Source organism: Janthinobacterium sp. TND4EL3, from assembly GCF_900156175.1.
GTDB lineage: Bacteria > Pseudomonadota > Gammaproteobacteria > Burkholderiales > Burkholderiaceae_D > Janthinobacterium.
The window spans coordinates 134,740-159,851 of record NZ_FTMV01000011.1; the positions used below are offsets into that span (position 1 = coordinate 134,740).

Here is a 25,112-nt window from a genome sequence, read left to right on the forward strand (position 1 = left end):
CCATGAACGCAGTCACCATCCCGATCCGCGAACGGCTGGGCCAGTTGCTCCCGCACCAGCGCGCGGGCACCATCGACAACCGCGCCTACCAGCTGCTCAGGCAGCGCATCCACGCCATCCTGCTCGACCGGGTGGACCTGGAAAACCTGCAGCGCCTCGCGCCCGAGCAGGTGCGCGAACAGCTGCGCCTGCTGGTCGAGCGCCTGCTGGAAGAAGAGGCCGTGGTCATCAACGAGCTCGAACGCAAGAACCTGACGCGCGACATCCAGCACGAAATGCTGGGCTTCGGGCCGCTGGAACTGCTGCTGGCCGACCCCACCGTGTCCGACATCCTCGTCAACACCCACAAGCGCGTGTACGTGGAGCGGCGCGGCAAGCTGGAACTGACGGACGTGTGCTTCAGCGACGACGCGCATTTGATGAAGATCATCGACAAGATCGTCTCGCGCGTGGGTCGCCGCATCGACGAATCGAGTCCCATGGTCGACGCGCGGCTGCCGGACGGCTCGCGCGTGAACGCCATCATCCCGCCTCTGGCCATCGACGGCCCCGTGATGTCGATCCGCCGCTTCTCGGCCGATCCGCTGCGCCTGGCCGACCTGGTGGCCTACGACAGCATGACGGCCGGCATGGCGGAAATCCTGCAGGGCCTGGGCAAGGCGAAGATCAACATCCTGATCTCGGGCGGCACGGGCAGCGGCAAGACCACCATGCTCAACGTCATTTCCGGCTTCATCGGCGCCACCGAGCGCATCGTCACGGTGGAAGACGCGGCCGAGCTGCAGCTGCAGCAGCCGCACGTGGTGCGCCTGGAAACGCGCCCGCCCAACATCGAGGGCAAGGGCGAGGTGACGCAGCGGGCGCTGGTGCGCAATGCGCTGCGCATGCGCCCCGACCGCATCATCCTGGGCGAGGTGCGCGGCGGCGAGGCGCTCGACATGCTCGGCGCCATGAACACGGGCCACGAGGGCTCGATGGCCACCATCCACGCCAATACCCCGCGCGACGCCATCACGCGGCTGGAAAACATGATCAGCATGGCCGCCGCCAGCCTGCCCAGCAAGGCCATGCGCCAGCAGATCAGCTCGGCCGTCAGCGTGGTGGTGCAGGTGTCGCGCCTGACCGACGGCAAGCGCAAGGTCACCTCGATCCAGGAAATCACGGGCATGGAAGGCGACATGATCACCATGCAGGAAATCTTCAGCTTCCGCCAGACGGGCATCGGCGACGGCGGCACCGTGCTCGGGCATTTTTCCTCGACGGGCATCCGCCCCCGCTTCCTCGAACGCCTGCATACGTTCGGCATCACGGTGCCGGCCCAGCTGTTCGAACCGACCCGGCAGGGGGGCTGAGATGGCCGACCTGTTCCTCTTCGGCGCCCTGGTCTTCAGCGCCGCCCTGCTGCTGGCCAGCGGCGCCTACCTGGCCTGGCGCGGCATGCGCAACCGCGCGCCCGGGCGCGTGGCCCAGCGCGTGCGCAATGCCAGCAGGGGCAGCGCCGACAGCCATCCCGCCCTGTCGATCAGCAAGCAGCGCCTGCTGGCGCGCCACCCGCTGTTGCAGCGCGCGCTGCAGGCGCTGCCGCCGGCCGCCGTGCTGGACCGCTTGCTGCTGCAGGCGGGACGCCAGCAGACGGTGGCCCAGCTGCTGGGCTGGAGCCTGGCCGCCCTGCTGGGCGGACTGCTGCTGGGTGCGCTGCTGGGGCTGCCCCTGTCCCTGCTGGCGGGCCTGGGGGCGCTGGGCGCCGCGCTGCCCCTGCTGCACTTGCGCCGCGCGCAGCAGCAACGGCTTAAGCGCATCGAACAGCAATTGCCCGATGCGCTGGACCTGATGGGGCGGGCCATGCGCGCCGGCCACGCCTTTCCCACGGCGCTGAAAATGGCCGGCGATGAAATGGCGGCGCCGCTGGGCAGCGAATTTCGCGCCGTCTTCGATGAAGTCAATTTTGGCGTGGCCATGAGCGATGCGCTGGGCAACCTGGCCAGCCGCGTGCCCAGCACCGACCTGCGCTACTTCGTCGTCGCCGTGCTGATCCAGCGCGAAACGGGGGGCAACCTGTCGGAGTTGCTGGGCAGCATCAGCGCCATCATCCGCGACCGCCTGAAACTGCTGGGACAAATCCGCGTGCTGTCGGCCGAGGGCCGCATGTCGGCCTGGATCCTGGGGCTGATGCCGTTTGCCGTGGCGCTGATGATGCAGCTGACCAGTCCCGATTTCCTCAGCGTGCTGTACCTGGACAGCGGCGGACGCAAGATGCTGGTCACGGCCGGCGTGATGATGGCGCTGGGCATTTTGATAATCCGCAAGGTCACGCGCATTCGCATCTGAGATTTTTCCCGAAAGGATGGTCATGAGTTTTCTGCAATTGCTGTTCCTGGCGCTGACCTTTTGCGCCGCCTTCGGCGCCATGCTGTTGCTGCTGCGCCCCTTCGCTTCGCCGACCCTGCAATCGCGCCTGGCGGCGCTGGCCGGACCGCAGGCACCCGGCCGCAAGGCCGGCGGCAGGCGCTGGCTGGCGCGCCTGCTGCGCCTGGCCGTACCGCTGGGCAAATTGTCCTCGCCGGCCGAAAACTGGGAAGGCTCGCCGCTGCGCAGCCGCTTCATGCACGCGGGCCTGCGCTCGAACGCCGCGCCGCTGCTGTTCTTCGCCGCCAAGACGACGCTGGCGCTGGCGCTGCCGGCCGCGGTCTTCCTCCTGCTGCACCAGTCCTTTCCCAAGCTCGGCGGCAGCACGCTGGTGCTGTGCCTGCTCATCGCCATGGCCCTCGGCTACTACCTGCCCAACGTGGTGCTGGCGCACATGGTCAAGCAGCGCCAGCGCGACATTTTCGAGAACTTCCCCGACGCGCTGGACCTGATGACGGTCTGCGTCGAAGCGGGCCTGGGCATGGATGCGGCGCTGGCCCGCGTGGCGGCGGAAATCGTGCTGAAAAGCGCCGTGCTGAGCGAGGAGCTGACCCTCGTCACGCTGGAACTGCGCGCCGGCAGCAACAAGGAAAAAGCCTTGCGCAACCTGGCCTTGCGCACGGGCGTGGAAGATGTCGACGCCCTCGTCACGATGCTGATCCAGGCCGAACGCTTCGGCACGGGCATCGGCGCCTCGCTGCGCGTGCAATCCGCACAATTGCGCACCAAGCGGCGCCAGGGGGCGGAAGAACAGGCGGCGAAAATCGCCCTGAAACTGCTGTTTCCGCTGATTTTCTTTATCTTTCCCTCGCTGCTGGTGGTGCTGATGGGGCCGGCCTTCCTGCAAATCTACCGCCTGCTGCTGCCGGCCCTGCGCGATGCCAGCTAAGGCCCGCGCGCATGTGCGCCAGCAGGGCGTGGCGGCCGTCGAACTGGCACTGCTGATGCCCGTGCTGCTGCTGATCTTCCTCGGCATCGCGGGCATGAGCCGGCTGTACTACCTGCAGATGGCGCTGGTCAGCGCGGCGCGCGCGGGCGTGCAGTTCGCGCAGGCCGGCCAGACGCAGGACACGGCGCGCATCGCCGCCGCCGCGCGCCGCGACGCCCTGCACGACGCGCCCGGCATGGCCATGCCCGACGTGGCGATCCGCCAGCGCTGCGCCGACGGCAGCCCGTATGCCGGCAACGGCAAGTGTCCCGGCTATGCCAGCGCGCCGTGGACCTATGTCGAAGTACGCACCAGCTACGTGCTGGCCGATGCCGGCTATCCGCTGCTGCCCGGGTTCGCGGCGCCGCTGCGGCTGCAGCACAGCGCCACGGCGCGCCTGCGCTAGGCGCCCTACCGAAGAAAACATCACGCCCATGCCTCCTATCCGCCAGCGCGGCTCCTTTGCCGTCGAATTCGCCATCACCGTGTCCCTGCTGCTGTTGCTCATCTTTGCCATCGTCAATCTGGCGCTGGCGGCATGGAACTACAACACCCTGTCGCAGGCGAGCCGCGAAGGCGCGCGCTATGGCAGCGTCCTGGGCAATACCGATGGCCGCTACAGCCGCGAGCGCGCGCGCGAGCTGATACAGCGGCGGGTGGAAGCTTACGCCGTCGGCCTGCGCTTCGACACGGTCGAGGTCAGCTGGGATGGCGGCGACAACGCGCCCGGCAGCATCGTCACCGTCAGCGCCAGCTACCGCTTCCATCCCGTCAGCGCCATGCTCGGCCCGCTCAGCATTCCGCTGCGCAGTTCGGCCAGCATGATGATTTCCCAATGACACTATTCCATCCGCCGAACCGAGGTATCCCATGCGCCTGTCCCCTTCTCTTCGTTCCCGCCGCCAGCGCGGCAGCATCCCCGTCGCCACGGCGCTGCTGCTGCCGCTGCTGATCGGTTTTGCCGGCCTGGCCGGCGACAGCGGCAATCTGTATCTCGTCAAGCGGCGCATGCAGACGGCGGCAGACGCGGGCGCCGTCTCCGCGGCGCTGGAAGCGCAGCGCCAGGCCAGCCTGGCCGACATCGTCGCGGCCGGCAAGCACGATGCGGCCCTGAACGGCTTTGCCGCCAGCGGCACCAGCGTGCACCTGCCGCCCCTGGCCGGCGCCCATGCGGCAAGCCCCGGCTATGTGGAGGTGCAGCTGGCGCAAGCCGTGCCCACGCATTTCATGGGCCTGTTCGGCTTCCGCACGGTCGAGGTGCGGGCGCGCGCAGTGGCGGGCGCGCGGCCCGACGCCACCTGTTTCCTGGCCCTCAACGGCAAGAATGTCAGCGAGGCGATGACGGTCACGGGAGCCGGCGAAATCACGGGCGAACACTGCGCCATTTTCGTCAATGGCAGCGCGGCCAATACCCTGACGGCCAGCGGCGCCATGACCGTGCGCGCCGACAGCATCGGCGTGCAGGCGCCCGGCTACCGGCACGACGGCGGCAGCGCTTTCCTGCCCACGCCGCAGGTCGGCCAGGCGGCGCGCCTGGACCCGCTGGCACGCCTGCAGCCGCCTGCGGGCGGCGCCACGCAGGCGAACGGCAAACTGACGGGTACGGGCACGCACACCCTGCAACCGGGCGTGTATCCTGGCGGAATTAACTTGTCCGGTGGCATGACTGTCAATTTTGCGCCCGGTATCTATGTGCTCAAGGGCGGCTTCACGGTCGATGGCGCCGTCAACCTGAACGGCGACGGCGTGGCCTTCTATACGCAAGGCCCCGTGAACATCCGCGGCAGCGGCGTGCTCAAGCTGGCGGCGCCCGAGACGGGCTCCATGGCCGGCATCCTCTTCTATGGCGACCGCGACAAGGTCACGGGCAAGAACGAGATCACGGGCGGCGTCAGCGGCGAGCTGGCCGGCACCCTGTATTTCCCGTCCTCGGCGCTGAACCTCGTGGGTAGCGGCGGCCTCAAAGGCAAGCCCTACCTGATGCTGATCGCCGATACGATGTCGTTTACGGGTGGCATGCTGTCGGAATTCAGCAAGCCCGTGTACAACGAGGCCTACCAGGGTTCGCGCGTGGCCATCGCGGAGTAGCGCTCAGCCCAGTTTGTGCCGCGTGGCGTACACGTACAGCTCCAGGCGGTTGCCGACGCCGAGCTTGTGATAGATCGAACTGAGGTGGTTGCGCAAGGTGTGTTCGGCGATGAAGGCGCGCTGCGCCAGGTCCTTGTTCAGCGCGCCATTGCCGTCGACGATCATGCCGACGATCTTGCGCTCCTTGGCCGTCAGGCTGGCGATGCGCGCGTCTTCGGGATTGCGCGGCGGGGGCGCCTTGGGCGCCAGCAACTCGCCGAGCAGGGAACCGAGCAGGGTCTGTTCCAGCCACAGCTCGCCCAGGTGCACCTTGCGGATCACGTGCAGCAGCAGCTCGGCCGGCGCTTCCTTGCCCAGCGCGCCGCGCGCGCCCGCGCGCACGGCCTTGCCCAGCAATTCCTGGCTGCGGGTGCCGCTCAGCACCAGCGCGCGCGTGCCGCCGCCGGCCAGCAGCTGGGGCAGGATATCGGTCGAGCACGAACCGCCCAGGTCCAAGTCCAGCACGATGACATGCGGCTGCTGCGCGGCCGCCATCGCCAGCGCCGTCTCGGCATCGCCTGCCGAGCCCACCAGCGACATTTCCGGCGTGCCTTCGATCAGCTTTTCCAGTCCCCACAACATGGTCTTGTGGTCGTCGACCAGCATCACGCGGATCGCCTGCCCGGCGCACGCGGGCGCGCTCGCTGCCGGCATCACAGCGGGATCGCAATCTGCAGCGAGGTGCCGCCATCGCCGGGGCGCTTGACCAGCAGGCGCCCGCCCAGCGCCGCCGTGCGCGTGGCAATCGACGAGGGCGTGAAGGCCGGGGCCGGCGCGCCATCGCCTTCGTTTTCAATCAGGATCTGCAGCCAGCCATTGCTGCAATCGACTTCGATCGTGCCGTGCCGCGCGCGCGTATGCTTGCGGATATTGCTGATGCCTTCGCTGACGATCTGGAACACTTCGGCCGCCAGGCGGTCGCTCACTTCGATGGCGGGCGAGACGCGCAGGACGATGTCGATGTCATAAAACTGGCGCACCTGTTCCGCCTGGCGCCGCAAGGCCAGCAGCAGCTCGGGCTCCTTGCGCAATTGCCCGCTGTTCAGGTTCTTGACGAAGTGGCGCATGTCGCCCACCACTTCGGTGGCCATCGCCAGCAGCTTGTCGAGGTCGTCGATGAGGGGATTGTCGGGCGCAGCCGCCTGGCGCACGGCACTGATGCCGTGGCGCAAGCCGATATAGGGCTGCAAGGTACTGTCATGCAAGTCGCAGGCAATTTTCTGCCGTTCGCGCTGCCCCGCTTCCGATGCGAGCCGGTCCAGCAATTCGATGTTTTCCATCATGGGAAACACTTGCGCCACGATATGCTTGAGAAACAGCGCATCGGCCTTGCTGAAGCCGTGCCGCGCCGACATCAGGTACACGCGTCCCTGTCCCTTGCGCAAACGCAAGGATGCGCTGATGAAGGCGCGCGCTTCGAGCAGCTCGACCAGGCGCTCGCCCGCATCGCCGCCGAAACGCCGCCATTTGCTGCAGCCGCGCCCCAGCACGCGCGTGCCGCCCATCCACGGCCACCACTTCAGGCGCGGGCGCACGTGCAGCACGCTGTGCTCGGGGGCGAAGGCCAGCAGGGCCGGCATGGCGCTCGCGCACAGGCGCACCGGCTCGATCGAAGTGCCCGCATTGGCCGCCGTCGCCGTGCGCAGCAGCCATTTGTCGGAGTCGCCATCCTGCAGCACGAGGATGCAGCTGCTGGCGCGAAAGAAGACGCGGTTCTTTTCCAGCACGGACGAAAGCGAATGGTTGATTCCGAAACGGGGATTCGACAGGCGGCTGACGTCGCGCAGCAGGGCCAGGCGGCGTTTCTGCTGCAGGCCCATGCCGCCCCAGTAGGCGATCAGGTGGCCCAGCGCCAGCAGGAAGCTGGTACACCACAGCAAATGCCAGCGCTGCTCGGGCGCTTGCGCCAGCAGGGCCACCAGCATCAGGGCGGCGGCCGACATCAGGGTCACGCGCGAGCCTTCGCGAAAGCCGAACTGAAACGAGGCGGCCAGGATGGCGAAGAAGAACAGCAGGAAGACATAGCCATTGCTGCTGCCGCTGTAGTAGACGATCAGGCCGAACCAGCCCACGTCATACCAATAGATGGCCTTGCCAGGCATGCTGGACAGGCGAATTTGCATGAGGGCAAATAATGCCGCGCTGTGCAGCGCATACGCGCCGCATACCACCGTGGCCAGGTCGCTCAGGTGCACGTCGCCGCCCGGATTGACGACGCAGATGACGACGGCAAACACGGCCAGCAAGAGGCGGATGCCGCACACCATGGCAGCATCGGCGGTATCGCTCGTCAACTGCACGCTGAATGCATTTTCGTCCTTCACCGCGCCTCCGCACTAGGAATTTCGTCAAGGCAGGGCACAGCGTTACGCTTGCCACTATGCACAAATTTGCAAAATTGCTTTCTTTGCAAGCGTCGAGTGTACGCAGGGAACTAATCTTTGTCTACTGGAAAATCTGCACTCCTTTACCCAGGCAAAGAGAGCGCCTCATCCTGAAGATAATTCTGTGGATAACTTTGTGGACAAAGCAAAATTAACTACCAGAATAATGTGGATAGAAAATTCCGGTCGCCGTCAAGGGGGCACGAAAGAAAAATTAATCCATTAAAATCAATGACTTAAAAATCCCTGCCCGGGGGCGTAAAAAGGAGGCGACTTTTCCCATGTCTGTGCATAACTGAGCTATTTGTAAGATTTTCACGCAAGAATATGAGCAATCTGCATGACGCAAATCAACGAATTTAATGGTTTTCATGGGTAAGCAGAGCTTTTGCGAGGCGCGGCGTGCCAGACCCCGATTGCAGCGATAAAAATTGTTTAAATATCATGCACTGCAACATGCACTTCAGGTGAAACGTGAACATCTGCGCTAAGTCACGGTTAATCAATTACTTTTCAATTTTATCCACAGAATCTGTTGATAACTTTGTGGACAATGAACTTATAAGCCTGCCGGCCAAAAGAACAACCTTGCCTGTTGTGACAAGGATCATTAATTCATGAAATTTTTATTTCTTAAAAATCAAATACTTGCAGCAAGCCCCCGGGCAAGCTTTTTCGACTGCCTGTTATTTCCGCAGCAAAAAAAATTGTGCATAAGTCGGTATGGCATGTTGCATGGCACCAAAGAAAAAGGCAGGCTTCCTGTGGAAAACCTGCCTTCTTCCCGGGCGCGCGCGGCGCTGCCGGGTACCGTGCGCTCGCTTACTGGCCGCTGCGCATGGCGCGGCTCATGCTGTGCACGGCTTCCACCATGGCTGCCACCGATTCCGGCGGCGTGAACTGCGAAATGCCATGGCCCAGGTTGAACACGTGGCCCGTGCCGGCCGACGGCGCGCCGAACGCGTTGAGCACTTTCGCCACTTCGGCGCGGATCTGCTCGGGGCTGGCGAACAGGATGGCGGGGTCGAGATTGCCCTGCAAGCCCACTTTATGGCCCACCAGCTGGCGCGCGCGCGTCAGGTTGACGGTCCAGTCCAGGCCCACGGCATCGGCGCCGATGTCGGCGATCTGCTCGATCCACTGGCCGCCGCCCTTGGTGAAGACGATGGCGGGAATCTTGACGCCATCCTTGTCGCGCTTGAGCTGTGCCACCACTTGCTGCATGTAGGCCAGCGAGAATTCCTGGTAGGCGCCATCGGCCAGCGCACCGCCCCAGGAATCGAAGATCATCACGGCTTGCGCGCCGGCATCGATCTGCGCATTCAGGTACTGCGCCACGGAGGTGGCGTTAATGGCCAGGATGTGGTGCATCAGGTCCGGGCGGTTGTACAGCATCTTCTTGATGGTATGAAACTCTTTCGAGCCGCCGCCCTCGACCATGTAGCACGCCAGGGTCCACGGGCTGCCGGAAAAACCGATCAGCGGCACGCGGCCATTGAGTTCCGTGCGGATCTGCGTGACGGCCTTGAAGACGTAGTCCAGCGATTCCAGGTCCGGCACTTGCAAGGCCTTCACGTCCTGTTCCGTGCGCAGCGGGCGCTCGAACTTCGGGCCTTCGCCGTCGGCGAAATACAGGCCCAGGCCCATGGCGTCGGGCACCGTCAGGATGTCGGAAAACAAAATCGCCGCGTCCAGCGGGAAGCGCTCCAGGGGCTGCAGGGTCACTTCGGTGGCGTAATCGGGATTCTTTGCCAGGCCCAGGAAGGAGCCGGCCCGCTCGCGCGTGGCGCGGTATTCGGGCAGGTAGCGGCCTGCCTGGCGCATCAGCCAGACGGGGGTGTGCTCGGTCGGCTGGCGCAGCAGGGCGCGCAGGAAAGTGTCATTCTGGAGCGGAGCAAATTGTGGCATGGAAGGCAATCAATAGCTGGGAGAAGCGGTATTATCGCATCCAATCGCCGCCAAATCATTGATTCCGGTGCCGCTTTGCAGCATTTGCCGCACACCGCGATGACTTTCGCTGCGCCCGCCCTTCCATTATGATGGTGCACGCTGCCACGCGCCCTGACCCTGCCTGGCGGCCCTTGATCCCCCCACTACACGGAGCCCGCATGACCTCGACCGCATCCAGCACCCCTTATGGCATCTGGCCATCGCCGATCAGCGCGGCCATCGTCGCCGCCGGCGCTTCGCCACTGACGCAGCTGGCCCTGGGCGGCGCCGATGGCGGCGACGTGTACTGGCTGGCCGGGCGCGCCAGCGAGGCGGGCCGCAACACCCTGCTGCGCCAGCGCGGCGCGCGGGTCGATGAATTGACGCCGGCACCGTTCAATGTGCGCAGCCGCGTGCATGAATACGGCGGCGGCGCGTATGCCGTGGCCGGCGATACCGTGTATTTCTCGCATTTCGCCGACAACCGCCTGTACCGCGTGGCCGGCGACGCCGCGCCCGAAGCGTTCACCACGGGCGGCAACACGCGCCACGCGGACTTCGTCGCCGATGCGGCCCGTTCCCGCCTGATCGCCGTGCGCGAACAGCATCCGGAGCAAGGCCACGCGCAGCCGGAAAACTGCCTGGCCGCCGTCGGCTTCGACGGGCGCGAAACGGTGCTGGCGCGCGGCCACGATTTTTATGCGGCGCCGCGCTTGTCGCCGGACGGCAGCCAGCTGGCCTGGATCAGCTGGGACCACCCGCGCCTGCCGTGGCAGGGCACGGAACTGTGGCTGGCCGACGTGCAGGCGGACGGCACGCTGGGCTCGCCGCGCCTGATCGCCGGCGGCGCGCGCGAGTCGATCTGCCAGCCGGAATGGTCGCCGAACGGCTTGCTGCACTTCGTTTCCGACAGCAGCGGCTGGTGGAACCTGTACCGCCTGCACGGCGCCGACATCGAGGCGCTGTGCCCGATGGAAGCGGAATTTGCCACGCCGCACTGGACCTTCGGCGGCAGCATGTACGGCTTCCTGTCCGACGACGAGATCGTCTGCACGTATATCCAGGCCGGCATCAGCTATCTGGCGCAATTGAACGTGGCGGCGGCCAAGCTGGAGCCGATCCCCCACCCCTACCAGGAAATCCGCGAACTGCGCGTGGGCCCCGGCTACGTCGCGCTGCTGGGCGGCAGCCCCACCATTGCGCTGGAACTGGCCCGCATCGACCTGTCGAACCACGAGCTGGAAGTGCTGGCGCAGTCGATCACGCACTTGCCCGCGCTCGCTTACCTGTCCGTGCCACGCAGCTTGAGCTTTCCTAGCAGCAACGGCCGCACGGCCCACGCCTTCTTCTATCCGCCGAAAAACGACGACGAGCAGGCGCCGGCCGGCACCTTGCCGCCTGTCATCGTCATCAGCCATGGCGGCCCGACCAGCATGGCCAGCAACACCTTGAAACTGGCGACGCAGTACTGGACCAGCCGCGGCATCGGCGTGCTTGACGTCAACTACGGCGGCAGCAGCGGTTTCGGCCGCGAATACCGCGACGCGCTGCGCGGCCAGTGGGGCATCGTCGACGTGGAAGACTGCATCGCCGGCGCCCGGTACCTGGCCGCCAACGGCCTGGCCGACCCGGAACGCCTGATCGTGCGCGGCGGCAGCGCGGGCGGCCTGACGACCCTGTGCGCGCTGACTTTCCACGACGTCTTCAAGGCCGGCGCCAGCTACTACGGCGTATCCGACCTGAAGGGCCTGGACGACGATTCGCACAAGTTCGAATCGCGCTACACCGACTACCTGATCGCCCCGCAGCCGCAGGCCGAGGCGCTGTACCGCGAGCGCTCGCCCATCCACCACACGGATAAATTGTCGCGCCCGATGATCTTCTTCCAGGGCCTCGACGACAAGGTGGTGCCGCCGCAGCAGTCGCAGCAGATGGTCGACGCCCTGCAGGCGCGCGGCGTGCCCGTCGCCTACGTGCCGCTCGAAGGCGAGGGGCACGGCTTCCGCAAGGCGGAAAACATCGTGCGCACGCTGGATGCGGAACTGTATTTCTACCAGCGCGTGTTCGGCCTGCCCGTGGCGGCCGGCGAGCCGCCCGTGCACATCGCCAACTTGCCCGCATGACCGATCCGCATTTGGACCAGCACCTGCCAGACGAATTCGCCGCCCTGGAACAGCACGAACAGATGATCCTGGCCCTGCTGGCCATCGCGGGCGAACCGGTGGGCAAGCATGCCGTGTATGAACACTTGCAGCGCGCCAATGTCGTCGAGCCGGACGGCACGCCGTTTACCCTGCTTGCCGTCACAGGCATGCTGCAGCGCCTGGCGCGCCTGGCGCTGGCATCCGAGGTGGTGGGACGGGGCTATGCCTGCGAAGCGAAGCTGCGCTGGCCCGCCATGCGCGCCGCCATCGAGCACCTGGTGTTCCGCGACCTGTGCCAGGCCATCGAGCTGATCAACCCCGTGCGGCGCAACTGGGACGGCTATGTGGAATTGCGCAGCTACCGGCAAGGCGTGGCGCGCCTGCGCATCGCTCTCTTGCGCAATGACGAAGTGCGCCAGGTGGCCGCCATCCTGGCCGCCTGCATGGCCTGCTATGAAGCGCAGCAGCTGCATCCGCTGATCGAGATCTTCGGCCGGCCGTTCGAGCCGGAAATGTTGTCTTTCGTCATGCCGCAACTGCAGGATGACATCCTCGCCGTGCTTCTGGGCAACGCCCCGCGCGAACCGGCCACGGCGCAAGCCATCCGCGCCTATGCGCGCGCCCACCACGCGCGCCAGGCGGCGGCCGGCGACCACATCGGCGCCGCCCTGCCGCTGGCCCTGGCCGAGGATGCCCTGCTGTGCGGCGAACTCGACGCGGCCGCCCGCTACCTGGCGGGCCAGCAGGGGCCGCAGGCGCTGTTTGTCGACAGCAGCATCGCCCTCTTGCGCGGCGAACACGCACACGCCGTGGCGGGCTTTGAAACGGCCCTGAAAGGGCTGCGCAAGGAAGCGGGCAAGCGCAAGCTGTGTTTCACGGGCATCGGCGGCCACCTGTACGTGCTGGCCCTGCTGCGCAGCAACGACGCCAAGCTGCTGAAAAGCGCGGAAACCTACCTCGACATCGCCCTGCATGCGCAGCCGAACCACGACAGCATCGTCTGCCAGCAACTCAATACCTTGCGCCTGGTGCGCGCCGGCGTGCTGCAAGCCGATGCGATCCCCACGCGCAGCTGGGAAACAGGCTTGCAGGCGCAACTGTTCCAGGCCTTGCTGTACTACTGGCTTGCGCTACCGCAATTGAGCGAACGCAAACCCCAACTGACATTGCTGGTGCAGCAGGCAGACGCGGCCGGCTACGACCTGATCGCCGCGCAGGCGGCCGGCTTGCTGGGCCTGATGAGCGAACCGCAGCAGGAGCGCTATGCCACCTCGAAGCGGGCGCAGCACGGCCTGACGGACATGGCGCCGTGGTTCGAGCGCCAGGAAGCATGGCAGCGCCAGCTGAGCGCGCTGATCAACCTGCAGCAGAACGCGCCCGCCGAAGCCATCGGCAGCGTCTCGCGCCTCGTGTGGCTGGTGGCGTTCGACCCGCGCTTCGGCCTGACGGCCGTGGAAGTGCGCGAGCAGAAGCGCGATGCGCGGGGCGGCTGGAGCAAGGGCCGCGCCATGGGCCTCAAACGCCTGGCAGAGGAAGCGGGCGACATCGATTTCCTCACGCCGCAGGACGCCCGCGCGGCCGGCAGCATCGCGCCGTTCAAGCAATACTATTCGTCGGCGCCCCGCTATGAAATCGAGCTGGACAAGGCTGCCGTGCTGCTGGTGGGCCACCCGCTCGTCTTCTGGCTCGACCATCCCGACACGCGCGTGGAACTGATCGCCGGCGCACCCGAGCTGCTGATCAAGTCGCACGAGGGGCAACTGTGGCTGGGCATGCAGCCGCCGCTGCCCGACAACGGCGGCAACGTCGTCGTGCAGCGCGAAACGCCGACGCGCCTGCGCGTGGTGCACATCCTCGACGAACACCGGCGCATCGGCGCCATCGTGGGCCTGGGCCTGTCCGTGCCCCTGCACGCGGAAAAACAAGTGCTGCAGGCCATCGGCGCCATCTCGTCCATGGTCACCGTGCAATCGGACATCGGCGGCGGCGCGGGCGACGCGGAAGTCATCACGGCCGACCACCGCCTGCACGTACACCTGCTGCCCTACCAGCAGGGATTGAAAATGCAGATTTTAGTCCGCCCGCTGCACGACAACGGCGCCTATTACGCGCCGGGCAGCGGCGCCGAAAGCGTGTTTGCCGACGTGGCGGGCCGTGCCGTGCAGGCGCGGCGCGACCTGAACGGGGAACGCGAAGCGCAGCGCCAGCTGATCGGACGTTGCCTGGTGCTGGAAGAGGCGGAAGAAGAGCATGGCGAGTGGCTGCTGGGCCAACCTGCGCTGGGCCTGCAATTGCTGGTGGAGCTGCAGGCGCTCGACCCCGCCGGGCTGGTCTTGGCGTGGCCCGAAGGCGAAACCATGCGCGTGTCGAAACGCATCGACAGCGGCCAGATGCGTCTGAATATCAAAAGTGAAAAAGACTGGTTTGCCGCCAGCGGCGAGGTGCAGATCGACGAAGACAAGGTCATGGATTTGCGCGCCCTGCTCGATTTGATGCAGAACAATAAAAGCCGCTTCGTGGCCCTGGGCGACAACCAGTTCCTCGCGCTCAGCGACGAATTGCACCGCCGCCTGTCCGAGCTGGCCGCGTATGGCGAAGCGCATGCCGATGGCGTGCACATCCACCCGCTGGCCGCGTTTGCGCTGGAAGAGCTGGCCAACGATGCGGGCGGCGTCAAGGCCGACAAACTGTGGCGCGAGCACCTGCTGCGCCTGCGCGCCCTCGACGATTACCAGCCGCAGCTGCCCAGCACTTTGCAGGCCGACTTGCGCGACTACCAGCTGGCCGGCTACGAGTGGCTGGCGCGTCTGGCCCACTGGGGCGTGGGCGCCTGCCTGGCCGACGACATGGGACTCGGCAAGACTTTGCAGGCGCTGGCATTGATTTTGGCGCGCGCGCCGAACGGTCCCACCTTGGTGGTCGCGCCCACGTCCGTGTGCATGAACTGGATCAGCGAGGCGCAGCGCTTCGCGCCGACCTTGAACATCAAACTGTTCGGCAGCGGCGACCGGGCCGACATGCTCGACACCTTGCAGCCCTTCGACATGGTGGTGGCCAGCTATGGCTTGCTGCAGCAGGAAGCCACCATGTTTGCCGGCGTGCGCTGGCATACGATCGTGCTCGACGAAGCGCAGGCGATCAAGAATGGCGCCACCAAGCGCTCGCAAGCCGTGATGGCCCTGCAAGGGGATTTCCGCATGGTGGCCAGCGGCACGCCGCTGGAAAACCACCTGGGTGAACTGTGGAATCTGTTCCGTTTTATTAACCCGGGCTTGCTGGGTACCCTGGATCAGTTCAACCTGCGCTTTGCGGGACCGATCGAAAAGGATCAGGACAAGCGGGCGGCGGCCGGCGCGCGCCTGCGGCTGCGCCGCCTGATCGCGCCATTCATCCTGCGCCGGACAAAAACGCAAGTGCTGTCGGAATTGCCATCGCGCACGGAAATCGTGCTGGAGGTGGAACTGTCACCGCAGGAAACGGCGCTGTACGAATCGCTGCGCCGCGAGGCGCTGGAAAAGCTGGCCATGGTGGAAGGGCCGGCGTCGAAAAAGGCCATCCAGATTTTGGCGGAGATCATGAAGCTGCGCCGCGCCTGCTGCAATCCGCAGCTGGTGGCGCCCGAGCTGGGGCTGGCCAGCAGCAAGCTGGCGGCCTTCGCCGAACTGCTGTCTGGCCTGCTGGAAAATCGCCACAAGGTGCTCGTCTTCAGCCAGTTCGTCGACCATCTGACCCTGATCCGCCAGCACCTGGAGCAGCATGGCGTCAGCTACCAGTATCTCGACGGCAGCACGCCCATGCAGGAGCGCAAGCGCCGGGTCGACGCCTTCCAGGCGGGCGAAGGCGACGTCTTCCTCATCAGCCTGAAGGCGGGCGGCATGGGCATCAACCTGACGGCGGCCGACTACGTGATCCACATGGACCCGTGGTGGAACCCTGCCGTGGAAGACCAGGCCTCGGACCGCGCCCACCGCATGGGGCAATTGCGCCCCGTCACCATTTACCGGCTGGTGGCGAAGCACACGATCGAGGAAGGCATCGTCGAATTGCACCAGCACAAGCGCGACCTGGCCGACAGTCTGCTGGAAGGCAGCGATGCGGCGGCGCGCATGTCGGCCAATGACATGCTGGGCATGCTGCAGGAGGGCTTGAAAAAATGAACAGCGAGCCCTGTTCCATGCGATTATTCCTGTTTCTTTGTCCTCCTTGCTCATGACCGACTTCATCGCCACCAGCGCCGGCCAGCGCGCCACCTTTTTGTGCGGCAAATCCTGGACGGCTTATGTCAGCACCTTCCTCATCGCCGTGCTGCTGTTCTTTGCCGCCCTGCCGCTGGCCTTCAAGTACAACACGCGGGCCGCCTTCGTGGTGCTGGTCGGCTCGGCCCTGATCGTCGGCTACCGCCTGCTGACCATCCGCAGCTACCAGCTGTATTGCGACGAGGCCGGCGTATGGCTGGCGTCCGGCATCTTGCCGTGGAAAAAGAAACTGACGGGCGTCAAATGGCGCGACATGGATGAAGCCGTCTACGAAACGAACTTCTGGAGCTGGCTGTTCCAGTCCTACACGGTGCGCGTCAGCCAGCGCTACACGCAAGAAACGGAAATCCACGCCACCGGCATGGCGCGCGGCAAGGATGCCGTGGCGGACCTGAATGCACGCCACCAGGACATGCTGCGCGCCGGCGCCATCAGCGTCTAGCGCCGCGCGCCTGCGGCGCAAAAAACTGCGCAGCGGCGACAATTAATGCTAATCTTTGGGCCGCCCAGGCAAGCAAGGCCAACCTTTCAATAGTTGTTTGTTGCTTATATTATCAGTTTATTATTTACTGATTTTAACAAACAACCAAATATTCAAGAGATTAAATATGCTAACAAGAAACAAAATTGCGCTCGCCGCATTGATGATGGCATTTACCCTGACGCCGGCCAGCGCCGCCAAGAAAGCGCAGAAAAGCGGCAAGGCCGGCACCAGCAGCAGCAAGAAAAAAACCGTCGCCAAGAAGGCGGCCGTCGTCACGGCTGCCACGGCAGCCACGGTCGCGGCCGTCGCCAGCGAGAACAGCAGCGACCGTTCCATGAATAACCTCAGCGGCCAGTTCCTCACGGCCCTGTGGCGCCTGGACCCGGAAAGCGCGATTTCGGTCGGCAAATACGATGGCGCTGCCAACCTGAGCATTCCAGACGCGGCCAGCCGCCAGAAACAGCTGGCCTTCATCGAAGAGTGGCTGGGCAAATTCGGCAAGTTGAATGCGAGCAAGATGTCCGACAAGCAACGCACCGACCTGGCCCTGCTGACGAACAAGCTGCAATCGGACCGCTGGTACCTGACCACCTTCCGCGAATTCGAATGGAATCCCGCCCAGTACAACGTGGCCGGCTCCATCGATTTCATACTGAACACGGAATACGCCTCGCAGCCGCAGCGCCTGCGCACCTTGCTCAAGCGCATCGCCAGCGTACCGCAATACTATGCGGCCGCCCGCGCCAGCATCGTCAACCCCACGCGCGAACACACGCAGCTGGCCATCGCCCAGAGCGCTGGCGTGCTCAGCGTGCTGGACGACCTGAACAAGACGGCACAGGGCTCCATCCTGACGCCGACGGAAAAGCAGCTGTACAACGCCCGCATCGCCGCGGCCCGCACGGCCGTGCAAGGCTATGCGGCCTGGCTGACGGAACAGGATGCCGCGCTGGCGCAGAACGGCAATGCGCGCTCCTTCCGCATCGGCAAGGATTTGTACGAGCAGAAATTTGCCTACGATATCCAGGCCAGCGTGAGCGCCGAGCAGATGTACCAGAAAGCCCTGGCCGCCCGCGAAAAGCTGCTCGAGCACATGGACAGCCTGTCCGACGAGCTGTGGCTAAAAACCATGGGCAGCACAGCCAAGCCGGCGGACCGCACGGCGAAGATCGGCATGGTGATCGACAAGCTGTCCAGCAACCACGTGGCGCCCGCCGATTTCGTGCCGGAAATCCGCCGCCAGATCCCGGAATTGCAGGCATGGGTGAGCAGCCACAACCTGCTGACGATGGACCCGAAAAAGCCCCTGGTGGTGCGTGAAACGCCCGCCTACCAGCGCGGCGTGGCCGGTGCCAGCATCGAGGCACCCGGCCCCTACCGCCCGCAGGACCGCACCTATTACAACGTGACGCCGCTCGACGGCGAAACGCCGGAACAGGCGGAAAGCAGCTTGCGCGAGTACAACCACTGGATCTTGCAGATCCTGAACATCCACGAAGCCATCCCCGGCCACTACACGCAGCTCGTGTACGCCAACAAGTCGCCGTCGCTGGTCAAGTCCATCTTCGGCAATGGCGCCATGATCGAAGGCTGGGCCGTGTATGGCGAGCGCATGATGCTCGAATCGGGCTACGGCAACAACGCGCCGGAAATGTGGCTGATGTATTCGAAATGGAACTTGCGCAGCGTCACCAACACCATCCTCGATTACAGCGTGCACGTGCTGGGCATGACGGAAGCGCAGGCGCTGGACCTGCTGACGCGCCAGGCCTTCCAGACCAAGCGCGAAGCGACGGAAAAATGGCGCCGCGTGCAGCTGAGCTCGGTGCAACTGACCAGCTATTTCAGCGGCTACAGCGAAATCATGGACTTGCGCGAACAGCGCAAGCAGGCGCTGGGCAACAAGTTCGTGCTGAAGGATTTCCACGAGCAATTCCTCAGCTACGGCAGCGCACCCGTGAAAGTCATCAAGGAATTGATGAATTAAGCGGCGCTCGCCGTCAGCTTGCAAAGGGCGCTGCGGCGCCCTTTTTGCATGCGTTTGCGCCGCCGCAAACCGCCAGCGCCCCTGTCGATTAAGCTGACGGGAAGGCAGGCGCCACCGCACTCCTCACTGGCAATTGCCGATTTTTCTGCTAGGGTGAGTTCAGGAGCGTCCATGCATATGCCCATCCAGTTCGATACCCTCGATTACGCCAAACGCCTCGCCTCGGCGGGCGTGCCCACGCAGCAGGCCGAAGCCCATGCCACGGCCTTGGGCGAGGTACTGGGCTCGGCCGTCGTCGTGCATGGCGAACTGGCGGCGCTGGAGCGCAATCTGCTGGGGGAAATCAAGCTGGTGTCGCAGAACGTCGATACCAAGGTAGGCGCCCTGGCGGTGAAGATCGATGCGCTGGAGCTCAGGCTCGACACCAAAATAGACGCCCTGGAGCAAACATTCGACGCCCGCCTGGAACGCCTGGACTTGCGCCAGGGCGCCGACATGAAGCACGTCTACTGGATGATGAGCACCTTGATCCTGCTCAACCTGGGCATCCTCAGCAAACTGATGCTGCAGTAAGCGCCCACCAACTTGCCCGACAATGAAAAAGCCGCTGCTCCTGGGGGGGGGGGAGCCAGCGGCTTTTGCTGGCGAGTATTGTAGAGTGTCTAGGACGCTTCTTCCGGCGCCTGCGTGGCCTTGACGAAGATGGGCGCCACCAGCAGGCCCAGCTCGAACAGCAGGCACATGGGGATGGCCAGCGAGAACTGGCTGACGACGTCCGGCGGCGTGACGATGGCGGCAATGACGAAGGCGCCGACGATGATGTAGGGACGCACTTCCTTGAGTTTCGCGATGGAAACCAAGCCCATGCGCACGAGGATCACCACCACCACGGGCACCTCGAAGGTGGCGCCGAAGGCCAGGCACATCGACATGACGAAATCGAGGTAGTTTTCGATATCCGGCGTCACGGCGATCGACGATGGCGAAAAATCGCTGATGAAGTGGAACACGCGGCCAAAGACAAAGAAATAGCAGAAGGCCACGCCGGCCATGAACAGCAGCGACGAGGAGATGACCAGCGGCGCGATCAGGCGCTTTTCATGCGTGTACAGGCCGGGCGCGATGAAGGCCCACATCTGGTACAGCACCCAGGGCAAGGCGACGATAAAGGCGATCACCAGCGTGACCTTCATCGGCACCAGGAACGGCGAAATGACGCCGGTGGCGATCATTTTCGAGCCGGCCGGCAGCGAGGCGATCATCGGCGCGGCAATGAAATCGTAGATATGCGAAGGGCCGGGCCAGTAAAACAGCACGGCGCAGACGACGGCGATGCCGATCGAGGCCTTGACCAGGCGGTTGCGCAGCTCGACCAGATGCGAGATAAAGGTTTCTTCCACCGGGGTTTTGTTACTCATGAGTAAAAGGAGGAGGAACTGGCGCGCGGACGGAAACGCGCCACGCGGGCGGCGGCCGACTGCACGTGCTGCTTGCCGCCATGGCGCTGCTTGTACCAGCCGGGAACGGCGGAATTGCGCACCAGTTTCTTGCGGCGGAATTCGCGTGCCTTGCGGGCCAGGTCATCGTTGGTGGCGCGCAGCATGGCTTCATGGGCATCGTGATGCCCATCATAGGCACTGGAATCGCCGCGCCAGGCGTTTTCCACCTCGGCCAGGTTGCCGGAGATCGAGTTTTCCACGCCATGCATGGATTTCTCCACGCTTTGCTTGACGGAATGGGCCGCCTCCTGCACTTCCTTCTGCAGGTTTTTCAGCTCTTCCATTTCAATTTCGCGCGAAACTTCGGATTTCACCTGGTTCAGGTAGCGTTGCGCGCGGCCATACAGGGTGCCGGCCATGCGCGCCACTCTCGGCAGCTTTTCAGGGCCGATGACTATCAACGCAACGACGCCGATGATGGCGATTTTAGAGAGACCGAGATCGATCATAAGCGGACAAGGGCTGTTACCGGACGAGGCAAGGGCCCCGCCACGCTATCAGAACTTGCTTTTCTCTTTCGTCTCGACGTCGATGGTGCTTTTGTCGGCCACTTGCGATGGCGCGGCAGGAGGGGTATTGGCTGCCGGAGCGTCGTCGTCGCCCTTGACGCCATCCTTGAAGCCTTTGACGGCCTTGCCGATATCACCGCCGATATTGCCCAGTTTCTTGGTGCCGAAGACCAGCATCACGATGACCAGAACGATCACCCAGTGCCAAATACTCAATGAACCCATCACATTCTCCTTGCGGGACGGTGCCCGAATAGCGTCAACCAATGCCGGTAGTATACACGCGAACCCCGCGCACGGCGAAATCAGTGCTGGCCGCGCCAGGGGCGGGGGCCGCCGTACACGTGCAGGTGCAGGTGATACACCTCTTGCCCGCCGTTCGGGCCGCTGTTGATCATGGTCTTGAAGCCGCCTGCCGGCACGCCGTCGGCGTCATAGCTGACGGCGCAGCCGAACTCGGCAGCGAGTTTCGGCGCCAGGCGCAGCAGCTTGCCCAGCATGTCCGCATGGCTGTCGTCGCAGTCGGACAGGCTGGCCACGTGGCGCTTCGGGATCAGCAGCAGGTGCACGGGGGCGGCCGGGTTGATGTCCTTGAAGGCCAGCAAGTCCTCGTCTTCATAGACTATGCTGGAAGGAATTTGTTTTGCAGCAATCTTGCAGAAAATACAGTTATCCATGCGCGCTCCAGTAGGTCAGTGTTTGTCCGCTTCGCCGGCGTCGCGCAGCTCGTCCTTGCGCGCCGCCTTTTCTTCCAGGCCGGACAGGCCTTCGCGGCGCGCCAGCTCGTCGAGCACCTGCTGCGGCGTCAGGTCGAACTGCGCCAGCATCACCAGCGAGTGAAACCACAGGTCGGCGCATTCGTACAAGACTTTCGACGGGTCATTGTCGCGGCGCGCATCCTTGGCGGCCATCACGGTTTCCGTCGCTTCCTCGCCGATTTTTTTCAAAATGGCATCGTCGCCCTTGGCGAACAGGCGCGCGACATACGAGGTGGCGGGGTCGCCGCCATTGGCCAGCTTGCGCGATTCGATCACGGCGGCCAGGCGTTTCAAGGTTTCACTCATTTGCTCTTGCTTTCCGCGTAAATCGTCTCAGGGTCTTTCAGGACGGGGTCGGTGACTTGCCATTCGCCCGTTTTCTCGTCGCCTTCGAACTTCTGGAAGAAGCACGAGTGGCGGCCCGTATGGCAAGCGATGCCGCCGGCCTGCTCGATTTTCAGCAAGACCACGTCTTCATCGCAATCGAGGCGGATTTCCAGCACCTTTTGCGTGTGGCCCGACTCTTCGCCCTTGTGCCACAGTTTCTTGCGTGAACGGCTCCAGTACACGGCTTCGCCCAGCTCCACCGTGCGCGCCAGCGCGTCGCGGTTCATCCAGGCGAACATCAGCACGTCATTGCTGCCCGCTTCCTGCGCGATCACGGGCACCAGCCCGTGCTCGTCCCATTTGACCTTTTTCAGCCACTTGGCATTGCTTGCTACGATGGTTCCGTTTTGCATGTTCTCTATCCTGGGTACGATCTTGTTTATGCCAGGCGCATGGGAATGCCCTGCTGCGCCATGAACTGCTTGGCTTCCTGCACCGTGTGCTGGCCATAGTGAAAGATGCTGGCGGCCAGCACGGCGTCCGCGCGGCCCACCTTGATGCCGTCGACCAGGTCTTGCAAGCCGCCCACGCCGCCCGAGGCGATCACGGGGATGCTGACGGCGTCGGACACGCCGCGCGTCAGGCCCAGGTCGAAGCCGACCTTGGTGCCATCGCGGTCCATGCTTGTGAGCAAGATCTCTCCGGCGCCCAGGCTTTCCATCTTACGCGCCCATTCGAAGGCGTCCAGGCCCGTGGCGTTGCGTCCGCCATGGGTAAACACTTCCCACTTGCCGGGCGACACCTGCTTGGCGTCGATGGCGACGACGATGCACTGCGAGCCGTGCTTTTGCGAGGCCTCAAACACCAGCTGCGGATTCGTCACGGCCGAGGTATTGATGCTGACCTTGTCGGCGCCCGCATTGAGCAGGCGGCGCACGTCTTCCACCACGCGCACGCCGCCGCCCACGGTCAGCGGAATGAAGACTTGCGACGCCACCGCTTCGATGATGTCGAAGATCAAACCGCGGTTGTCGCTCGAGGCGGTAATATCGAGGAAAGTGATTTCATCGGCGCCCTGCTCGTCATAACGGCGGGCAATTTCCACGGGGTCGCCCGCGTCGCGCAATTCCGTGAAGTTGACGCCTTTGACGACGCGGCCATTGGTCACGTCGAGGCAGGGGATGATACGTTTTGCAAGCATGATGGGTTCCAGATTGTCGCCAGGCCAGGGCGCGTGTGTGCGCGCCCCGGCCGGGCAGGCTTAAACGGCGGCGTCGGTCAGTTCGTCGGCGCGTTCCTGCGCCTGCGCCAGGTCGATCGTGCCTTCATAGATGGAGCGGCCGCAGATCACGCCTTCGATGCCTTCGGCCTGGACGGCGCACAGCGCTTCCACGTCGCCGATGTTGTGCAGGCCGCCCGAAGCGATGACGGGGATCTTGACGGCTTGCGCCAGCTTGACGGTGGCGTCGATATTGATGCCGCCCATCATGCCGTCGCGGCCGATGTCCGTGTAGATGATCGATTCGACGCCGTAGGCTTCGAATTTTTTCGCCAGGTCGATCACTTCATGGCCCGACATCTTGCTCCAGCCATCCGTTGCCACTTTACCATCTTTGGCGTCGAGGCCGACGATGATGTGGCCGGGGAAGGCGCTGCAGGCGTCATGCAGGAAGCCGGGGCTTTTCACGGCCGCCGTGCCGATGATGATGTAGCTGATGCCGGCGTCGAGGTAGCGCTCGATGGTGTCGAGGTCGCGGATGCCGCCGCCCAGCTGCACGGGGATTTCCTCGACGTCGTTTTCCACGGCGAAGTCCTGCACGGCTTTCAGGATGGCCTTCACGGCGCCTTCATTCTTCGGCTTGCCGGCAAAGGCGCCGTTCAGGTCGACCAGGTGCAGCCGGCGCGCGCCTTGCATCAGCCAATGGCGGGCCATGTCGGCCGGGTCTTCGGAAAATACGGTGGCAAGTTCCATATCGCCTTGTTTCAGGCGTACGCAGTGACCGTCTTTCAGGTCGATGGCGGGAATGAGCAGCATGGTCAGTGTGGTTTAAAAGTGAGTGAGAAGCGGAAAAAAAGCCCGGGAGTCAACGTCAAGGTTGCCAGTGAACGAAGTTCTTGTACAGCTGCAAGCCAGCGGCAGCGCTTTTTTCAGGATGGAACTGTGTCGCGAAAATATTATCACGGGCGACGGCACAGGCGAACGGCGCGCCATAGATAGTCTCGCCCACCGTGTGCGCTGCCACTTGAGGTTGAGCAAAATAGCTGTGCACAAAGTAAAAATAGGCGTTGTCGGCAATGCCATCCCACATGGCATGGGATGCCGTTTGCCGCACTTGGTTCCAGCCCATTTGCGGCACCTTGAAGCGCGAGCCGTCTTCCTGCACCTGGCCGTCGAGCTGGAAGCGCACGACTTTGCCTGGAAGCAAGCCCAAACCGGCCGCGTCGCCTTCTTCGCTGGCGTCGAACAGCATTTGCTCGCCGATGCACACGCCCAGCACGGGCTTGCGGTCGGCGGCGCGCAGCAGCGCCTCCAATACGCCCGATTCACGCAGGCTGCGCATGCAGTCCGGCATGGCGCCCTGGCCCGGCAGGACGATGCGGTCGGCGCTGTCGATGTCGGCGGGTGTGCCGGAAATGCGCACGTCCGCTTCCGGCGCCACGGCACGCAGGGCTTGCGCTACCGAGCGCAAATTGCCCATGCCGTAATCCACCACCACAATTTTATTCATGTTTAATCCCGGAATCTACAATATAGCGAGCGCGGCACTTACAGGCTGCCCTTGGTCGATGGAATGATGCCGGCCGCGCGCTCGTCGAGCTCGGCAGCCATGCGCAGCGCGCGGCCAAAGGCCTTGAACACGGTTTCGCACTGGTGGTGGGCATTCGTGCCGCGTAAGTTGTCGATATGCAATGTCACGCCCGCATGGTTGACGAAGCCGCGGAAAAATTCCAGGGTCAGGTCCACGTCAAAGCCGGCGATCATGGCGCGCGTAAACGGGATGTGGTATTCGATGCCCGGGCGGCCCGAGAAGTCGAGCACCACGCGCGACAGCGCCTCGTCCAGCGGCACGTAGGCGTGGCCATAGCGGCGGATGCCCTTCTTGTCGCCGATGGCCTTGGCCACGGCCATGCCCAGGGTGATGCCCACGTCTTCCACCGTATGGTGGTTATCGATATGCACGTCGCCCGTCGCCTCGATATCGAGGTCGATCAGGCCATGGCGGGCGATCTGGTCCAGCATGTGGTCGAGGAAGGGCACGCCGGTGTTCAGCTTTTGCTGGCCCGTGCCGTCCAGGTTGAGGGCGACGCGAACTTGCGTCTCGTTGGTGTTGCGCGTGATTTCTGCGGTGCGGTTCATGGGAGGCTCTGGCGAT

24 protein-coding genes are annotated in these 25,112 nt (G+C 64.2%); 11 read left to right on the forward strand and 13 right to left on the reverse strand.

What is annotated here, in order from left to right:
• The first annotated feature begins 2 nt into the window (after nucleotides 1-2).
• Genes BXA07_RS17715 through BXA07_RS17740 form a run of 6 tightly spaced genes read left to right on the forward strand, consistent with a single transcriptional unit; the run spans nucleotide 3 to nucleotide 5,422 of the window.
• Nucleotides 3-1,352, forward strand: a complete 1,350-nt coding sequence (locus BXA07_RS17715; protein WP_083708372.1) for a TadA family conjugal transfer-associated ATPase — start codon at nucleotides 3-5, stop codon at nucleotides 1,350-1,352.
• A 1-nt stretch (nucleotide 1,353) separates the two neighbouring features.
• Complete coding sequence (locus BXA07_RS17720) at nucleotides 1,354-2,328, forward strand: type II secretion system F family protein (RefSeq protein ID WP_076569424.1); 975 nt, start codon at nucleotides 1,354-1,356, stop codon at nucleotides 2,326-2,328.
• Nucleotides 2,329-2,350: 22 nt separating this feature from the next.
• Nucleotides 2,351-3,295, forward strand: coding sequence for a type II secretion system F family protein (locus BXA07_RS17725; RefSeq protein WP_076569561.1), 945 nt, complete (start codon nucleotides 2,351-2,353; stop codon nucleotides 3,293-3,295).
• Nucleotides 3,285-3,740 (forward strand): TadE/TadG family type IV pilus assembly protein, encoded by a 456-nt coding sequence (locus tag BXA07_RS17730; RefSeq protein WP_076569426.1) that lies wholly within the window; start codon nucleotides 3,285-3,287, stop codon nucleotides 3,738-3,740. Before BXA07_RS17725 ends, BXA07_RS17730 begins: the two co-directional genes overlap by 11 nt.
• A 28-nt stretch (nucleotides 3,741-3,768) precedes the next feature.
• A complete protein-coding gene (locus tag BXA07_RS17735) occupies nucleotides 3,769-4,173 on the forward strand; it encodes a TadE family protein (RefSeq protein ID WP_076569428.1) in 405 nt (134 codons plus the stop codon).
• 31 nt (nucleotides 4,174-4,204) lie between these two features.
• Nucleotides 4,205-5,422, forward strand: a complete 1,218-nt coding sequence (locus tag BXA07_RS17740) for a pilus assembly protein TadG-related protein (protein ID WP_076569429.1) — start codon at nucleotides 4,205-4,207, stop codon at nucleotides 5,420-5,422.
• 3 nt (nucleotides 5,423-5,425) lie between these two features.
• Here the strand turns inward: BXA07_RS17740 and BXA07_RS17745 are convergent, their stop codons facing one another.
• The 3 genes from BXA07_RS17745 to hemE all read right to left on the reverse strand — a co-directional run bounded on the left by BXA07_RS17745 (nucleotide 5,426) and on the right by hemE (nucleotide 9,753).
• Complete coding sequence (locus BXA07_RS17745; RefSeq protein ID WP_076569431.1) at nucleotides 5,426-6,115, reverse strand: response regulator; 690 nt, start codon at nucleotides 6,113-6,115, stop codon at nucleotides 5,426-5,428.
• Nucleotides 6,115-7,785 carry a sensor histidine kinase gene (locus tag BXA07_RS17750; RefSeq protein ID WP_076569432.1) on the reverse strand — a complete coding sequence of 557 codons (1,671 nt, stop codon included), beginning with the start codon at nucleotides 7,783-7,785 and terminating at the stop codon, nucleotides 6,115-6,117. The genes BXA07_RS17745 and BXA07_RS17750 overlap by 1 nt, the downstream gene beginning before the upstream one ends.
• Before the next feature lie 882 nt (nucleotides 7,786-8,667).
• Complete coding sequence (gene hemE, locus BXA07_RS17755; protein WP_071075009.1) at nucleotides 8,668-9,753, reverse strand: uroporphyrinogen decarboxylase; 1,086 nt, start codon at nucleotides 9,751-9,753, stop codon at nucleotides 8,668-8,670.
• 200 nt (nucleotides 9,754-9,953) lie between these two features.
• On the opposite strand from hemE, the gene BXA07_RS17760 reads away from it, so the two are divergent.
• The 5 genes from BXA07_RS17760 to BXA07_RS17780 all read left to right on the forward strand — a co-directional run bounded on the left by BXA07_RS17760 (nucleotide 9,954) and on the right by BXA07_RS17780 (nucleotide 19,218).
• Nucleotides 9,954-11,897: a dipeptidyl-peptidase 5 gene (locus BXA07_RS17760; RefSeq protein WP_076569434.1), complete on the forward strand. Its 1,944-nt coding sequence runs from the start codon at nucleotides 9,954-9,956 to the stop codon at nucleotides 11,895-11,897.
• On the forward strand, nucleotides 11,894-16,075 hold the full coding sequence (locus tag BXA07_RS17765; RefSeq protein ID WP_076569435.1) for a DEAD/DEAH box helicase: 4,182 nt from the start codon (nucleotides 11,894-11,896) through the stop codon (nucleotides 16,073-16,075). The genes BXA07_RS17760 and BXA07_RS17765 overlap by 4 nt, the downstream gene beginning before the upstream one ends.
• Nucleotides 16,076-16,127: 52 nt before the next feature.
• Complete coding sequence (locus tag BXA07_RS17770) at nucleotides 16,128-16,616, forward strand: hypothetical protein (RefSeq protein ID WP_076569437.1); 489 nt, start codon at nucleotides 16,128-16,130, stop codon at nucleotides 16,614-16,616.
• Between the two features lie 166 nt (nucleotides 16,617-16,782).
• Nucleotides 16,783-18,645, forward strand: a complete 1,863-nt coding sequence (locus tag BXA07_RS17775; protein WP_076569438.1) for a DUF885 domain-containing protein — start codon at nucleotides 16,783-16,785, stop codon at nucleotides 18,643-18,645.
• Nucleotides 18,646-18,816: 171 nt separating this feature from the next.
• Entirely contained in the window at nucleotides 18,817-19,218 is a 402-nt protein-coding gene (locus BXA07_RS17780; RefSeq protein ID WP_076569440.1) for a hypothetical protein, read from the forward strand.
• A gap of 89 nt (nucleotides 19,219-19,307) precedes the next feature.
• Here BXA07_RS17780 and tatC read toward each other — a convergent pair whose 3' ends face one another.
• The 10 genes from tatC to hisB all read right to left on the reverse strand — a co-directional run bounded on the left by tatC (nucleotide 19,308) and on the right by hisB (nucleotide 25,096).
• The gene (gene tatC, locus BXA07_RS17785; RefSeq protein ID WP_076569441.1) at nucleotides 19,308-20,063 is read right to left on the reverse strand and encodes a twin-arginine translocase subunit TatC; all 756 of its coding nucleotides are present in this window, start codon (nucleotides 20,061-20,063) and stop codon (nucleotides 19,308-19,310) included.
• Entirely contained in the window at nucleotides 20,060-20,593 is a 534-nt protein-coding gene (gene tatB, locus BXA07_RS17790; RefSeq protein ID WP_076569443.1) for a Sec-independent protein translocase protein TatB, read from the reverse strand. The genes tatC and tatB overlap by 4 nt, the downstream gene beginning before the upstream one ends.
• A gap of 48 nt (nucleotides 20,594-20,641) precedes the next feature.
• Nucleotides 20,642-20,878, reverse strand: coding sequence for a Sec-independent protein translocase subunit TatA (tatA, locus tag BXA07_RS17795; protein WP_071075001.1), 237 nt, complete (start codon nucleotides 20,876-20,878; stop codon nucleotides 20,642-20,644).
• 80 nt (nucleotides 20,879-20,958) lie between these two features.
• Complete coding sequence (locus BXA07_RS17800) at nucleotides 20,959-21,330, reverse strand: histidine triad nucleotide-binding protein (protein WP_076569445.1); 372 nt, start codon at nucleotides 21,328-21,330, stop codon at nucleotides 20,959-20,961.
• 15 nt (nucleotides 21,331-21,345) lie between these two features.
• Nucleotides 21,346-21,717 carry a phosphoribosyl-ATP diphosphatase gene (locus tag BXA07_RS17805; protein WP_076569447.1) on the reverse strand — a complete coding sequence of 124 codons (372 nt, stop codon included), beginning with the start codon at nucleotides 21,715-21,717 and terminating at the stop codon, nucleotides 21,346-21,348.
• The gene (hisI, locus tag BXA07_RS17810; protein ID WP_034753847.1) at nucleotides 21,714-22,151 is read right to left on the reverse strand and encodes a phosphoribosyl-AMP cyclohydrolase; all 438 of its coding nucleotides are present in this window, start codon (nucleotides 22,149-22,151) and stop codon (nucleotides 21,714-21,716) included. The genes BXA07_RS17805 and hisI overlap by 4 nt, the downstream gene beginning before the upstream one ends.
• Nucleotides 22,152-22,177: 26 nt before the next feature.
• Nucleotides 22,178-22,939, reverse strand: coding sequence for an imidazole glycerol phosphate synthase subunit HisF (gene hisF / locus BXA07_RS17815; RefSeq protein ID WP_076569449.1), 762 nt, complete (start codon nucleotides 22,937-22,939; stop codon nucleotides 22,178-22,180).
• A 60-nt stretch (nucleotides 22,940-22,999) separates the two neighbouring features.
• Complete coding sequence (gene hisA / locus BXA07_RS17820) at nucleotides 23,000-23,773, reverse strand: 1-(5-phosphoribosyl)-5-[(5-phosphoribosylamino)methylideneamino]imidazole-4-carboxamide isomerase (RefSeq protein ID WP_076569451.1); 774 nt, start codon at nucleotides 23,771-23,773, stop codon at nucleotides 23,000-23,002.
• A 55-nt stretch (nucleotides 23,774-23,828) separates the two neighbouring features.
• The gene (gene hisH, locus BXA07_RS17825; RefSeq protein ID WP_076569453.1) at nucleotides 23,829-24,467 is read right to left on the reverse strand and encodes an imidazole glycerol phosphate synthase subunit HisH; all 639 of its coding nucleotides are present in this window, start codon (nucleotides 24,465-24,467) and stop codon (nucleotides 23,829-23,831) included.
• 38 nt (nucleotides 24,468-24,505) lie between these two features.
• Complete coding sequence (hisB, locus tag BXA07_RS17830; protein ID WP_010402123.1) at nucleotides 24,506-25,096, reverse strand: imidazoleglycerol-phosphate dehydratase HisB; 591 nt, start codon at nucleotides 25,094-25,096, stop codon at nucleotides 24,506-24,508.
• Between the last annotated feature and the right edge of the window lie 16 nt (nucleotides 25,097-25,112).

Coding starts and splice junctions, on each gene's coding strand:
- BXA07_RS17770 (WP_076569437.1), top strand. CDS start 16,128: ATGACCGACTTCATCGCCACCAGCGCCGGCCAGCGCGCCACCTTTTTG.
- hisH (WP_076569453.1), bottom strand. CDS start 24,467: ATGAATAAAATTGTGGTGGTGGATTACGGCATGGGCAATTTGCGCTCG.
- hisA (WP_076569451.1), bottom strand. CDS start 23,773: ATGCTGCTCATTCCCGCCATCGACCTGAAAGACGGTCACTGCGTACGC.
- BXA07_RS17715 (WP_083708372.1), top strand. CDS start 3: ATGAACGCAGTCACCATCCCGATCCGCGAACGGCTGGGCCAGTTGCTC.
- BXA07_RS17765 (WP_076569435.1), top strand. CDS start 11,894: ATGACCGATCCGCATTTGGACCAGCACCTGCCAGACGAATTCGCCGCC.
- BXA07_RS17735 (WP_076569428.1), top strand. CDS start 3,769: ATGCCTCCTATCCGCCAGCGCGGCTCCTTTGCCGTCGAATTCGCCATC.
- BXA07_RS17740 (WP_076569429.1), top strand. CDS start 4,205: ATGCGCCTGTCCCCTTCTCTTCGTTCCCGCCGCCAGCGCGGCAGCATC.
- tatC (WP_076569441.1), bottom strand. CDS start 20,063: ATGAGTAACAAAACCCCGGTGGAAGAAACCTTTATCTCGCATCTGGTC.
- BXA07_RS17725 (WP_076569561.1), top strand. CDS start 2,351: ATGAGTTTTCTGCAATTGCTGTTCCTGGCGCTGACCTTTTGCGCCGCC.
- BXA07_RS17745 (WP_076569431.1), bottom strand. CDS start 6,115: ATGCCGGCAGCGAGCGCGCCCGCGTGCGCCGGGCAGGCGATCCGCGTG.
- BXA07_RS17775 (WP_076569438.1), top strand. CDS start 16,783: ATGCTAACAAGAAACAAAATTGCGCTCGCCGCATTGATGATGGCATTT.
- hisI (WP_034753847.1), bottom strand. CDS start 22,151: ATGCAAAACGGAACCATCGTAGCAAGCAATGCCAAGTGGCTGAAAAAG.
- BXA07_RS17800 (WP_076569445.1), bottom strand. CDS start 21,330: ATGGATAACTGTATTTTCTGCAAGATTGCTGCAAAACAAATTCCTTCC.
- BXA07_RS17805 (WP_076569447.1), bottom strand. CDS start 21,717: ATGAGTGAAACCTTGAAACGCCTGGCCGCCGTGATCGAATCGCGCAAG.
- BXA07_RS17760 (WP_076569434.1), top strand. CDS start 9,954: ATGACCTCGACCGCATCCAGCACCCCTTATGGCATCTGGCCATCGCCG.
- BXA07_RS17780 (WP_076569440.1), top strand. CDS start 18,817: ATGCATATGCCCATCCAGTTCGATACCCTCGATTACGCCAAACGCCTC.
- hisF (WP_076569449.1), bottom strand. CDS start 22,939: ATGCTTGCAAAACGTATCATCCCCTGCCTCGACGTGACCAATGGCCGC.
- BXA07_RS17720 (WP_076569424.1), top strand. CDS start 1,354: ATGGCCGACCTGTTCCTCTTCGGCGCCCTGGTCTTCAGCGCCGCCCTG.
- hemE (WP_071075009.1), bottom strand. CDS start 9,753: ATGCCACAATTTGCTCCGCTCCAGAATGACACTTTCCTGCGCGCCCTG.
- hisB (WP_010402123.1), bottom strand. CDS start 25,096: ATGAACCGCACCGCAGAAATCACGCGCAACACCAACGAGACGCAAGTT.
- BXA07_RS17730 (WP_076569426.1), top strand. CDS start 3,285: ATGCCAGCTAAGGCCCGCGCGCATGTGCGCCAGCAGGGCGTGGCGGCC.
- tatB (WP_076569443.1), bottom strand. CDS start 20,593: ATGATCGATCTCGGTCTCTCTAAAATCGCCATCATCGGCGTCGTTGCG.
- tatA (WP_071075001.1), bottom strand. CDS start 20,878: ATGGGTTCATTGAGTATTTGGCACTGGGTGATCGTTCTGGTCATCGTG.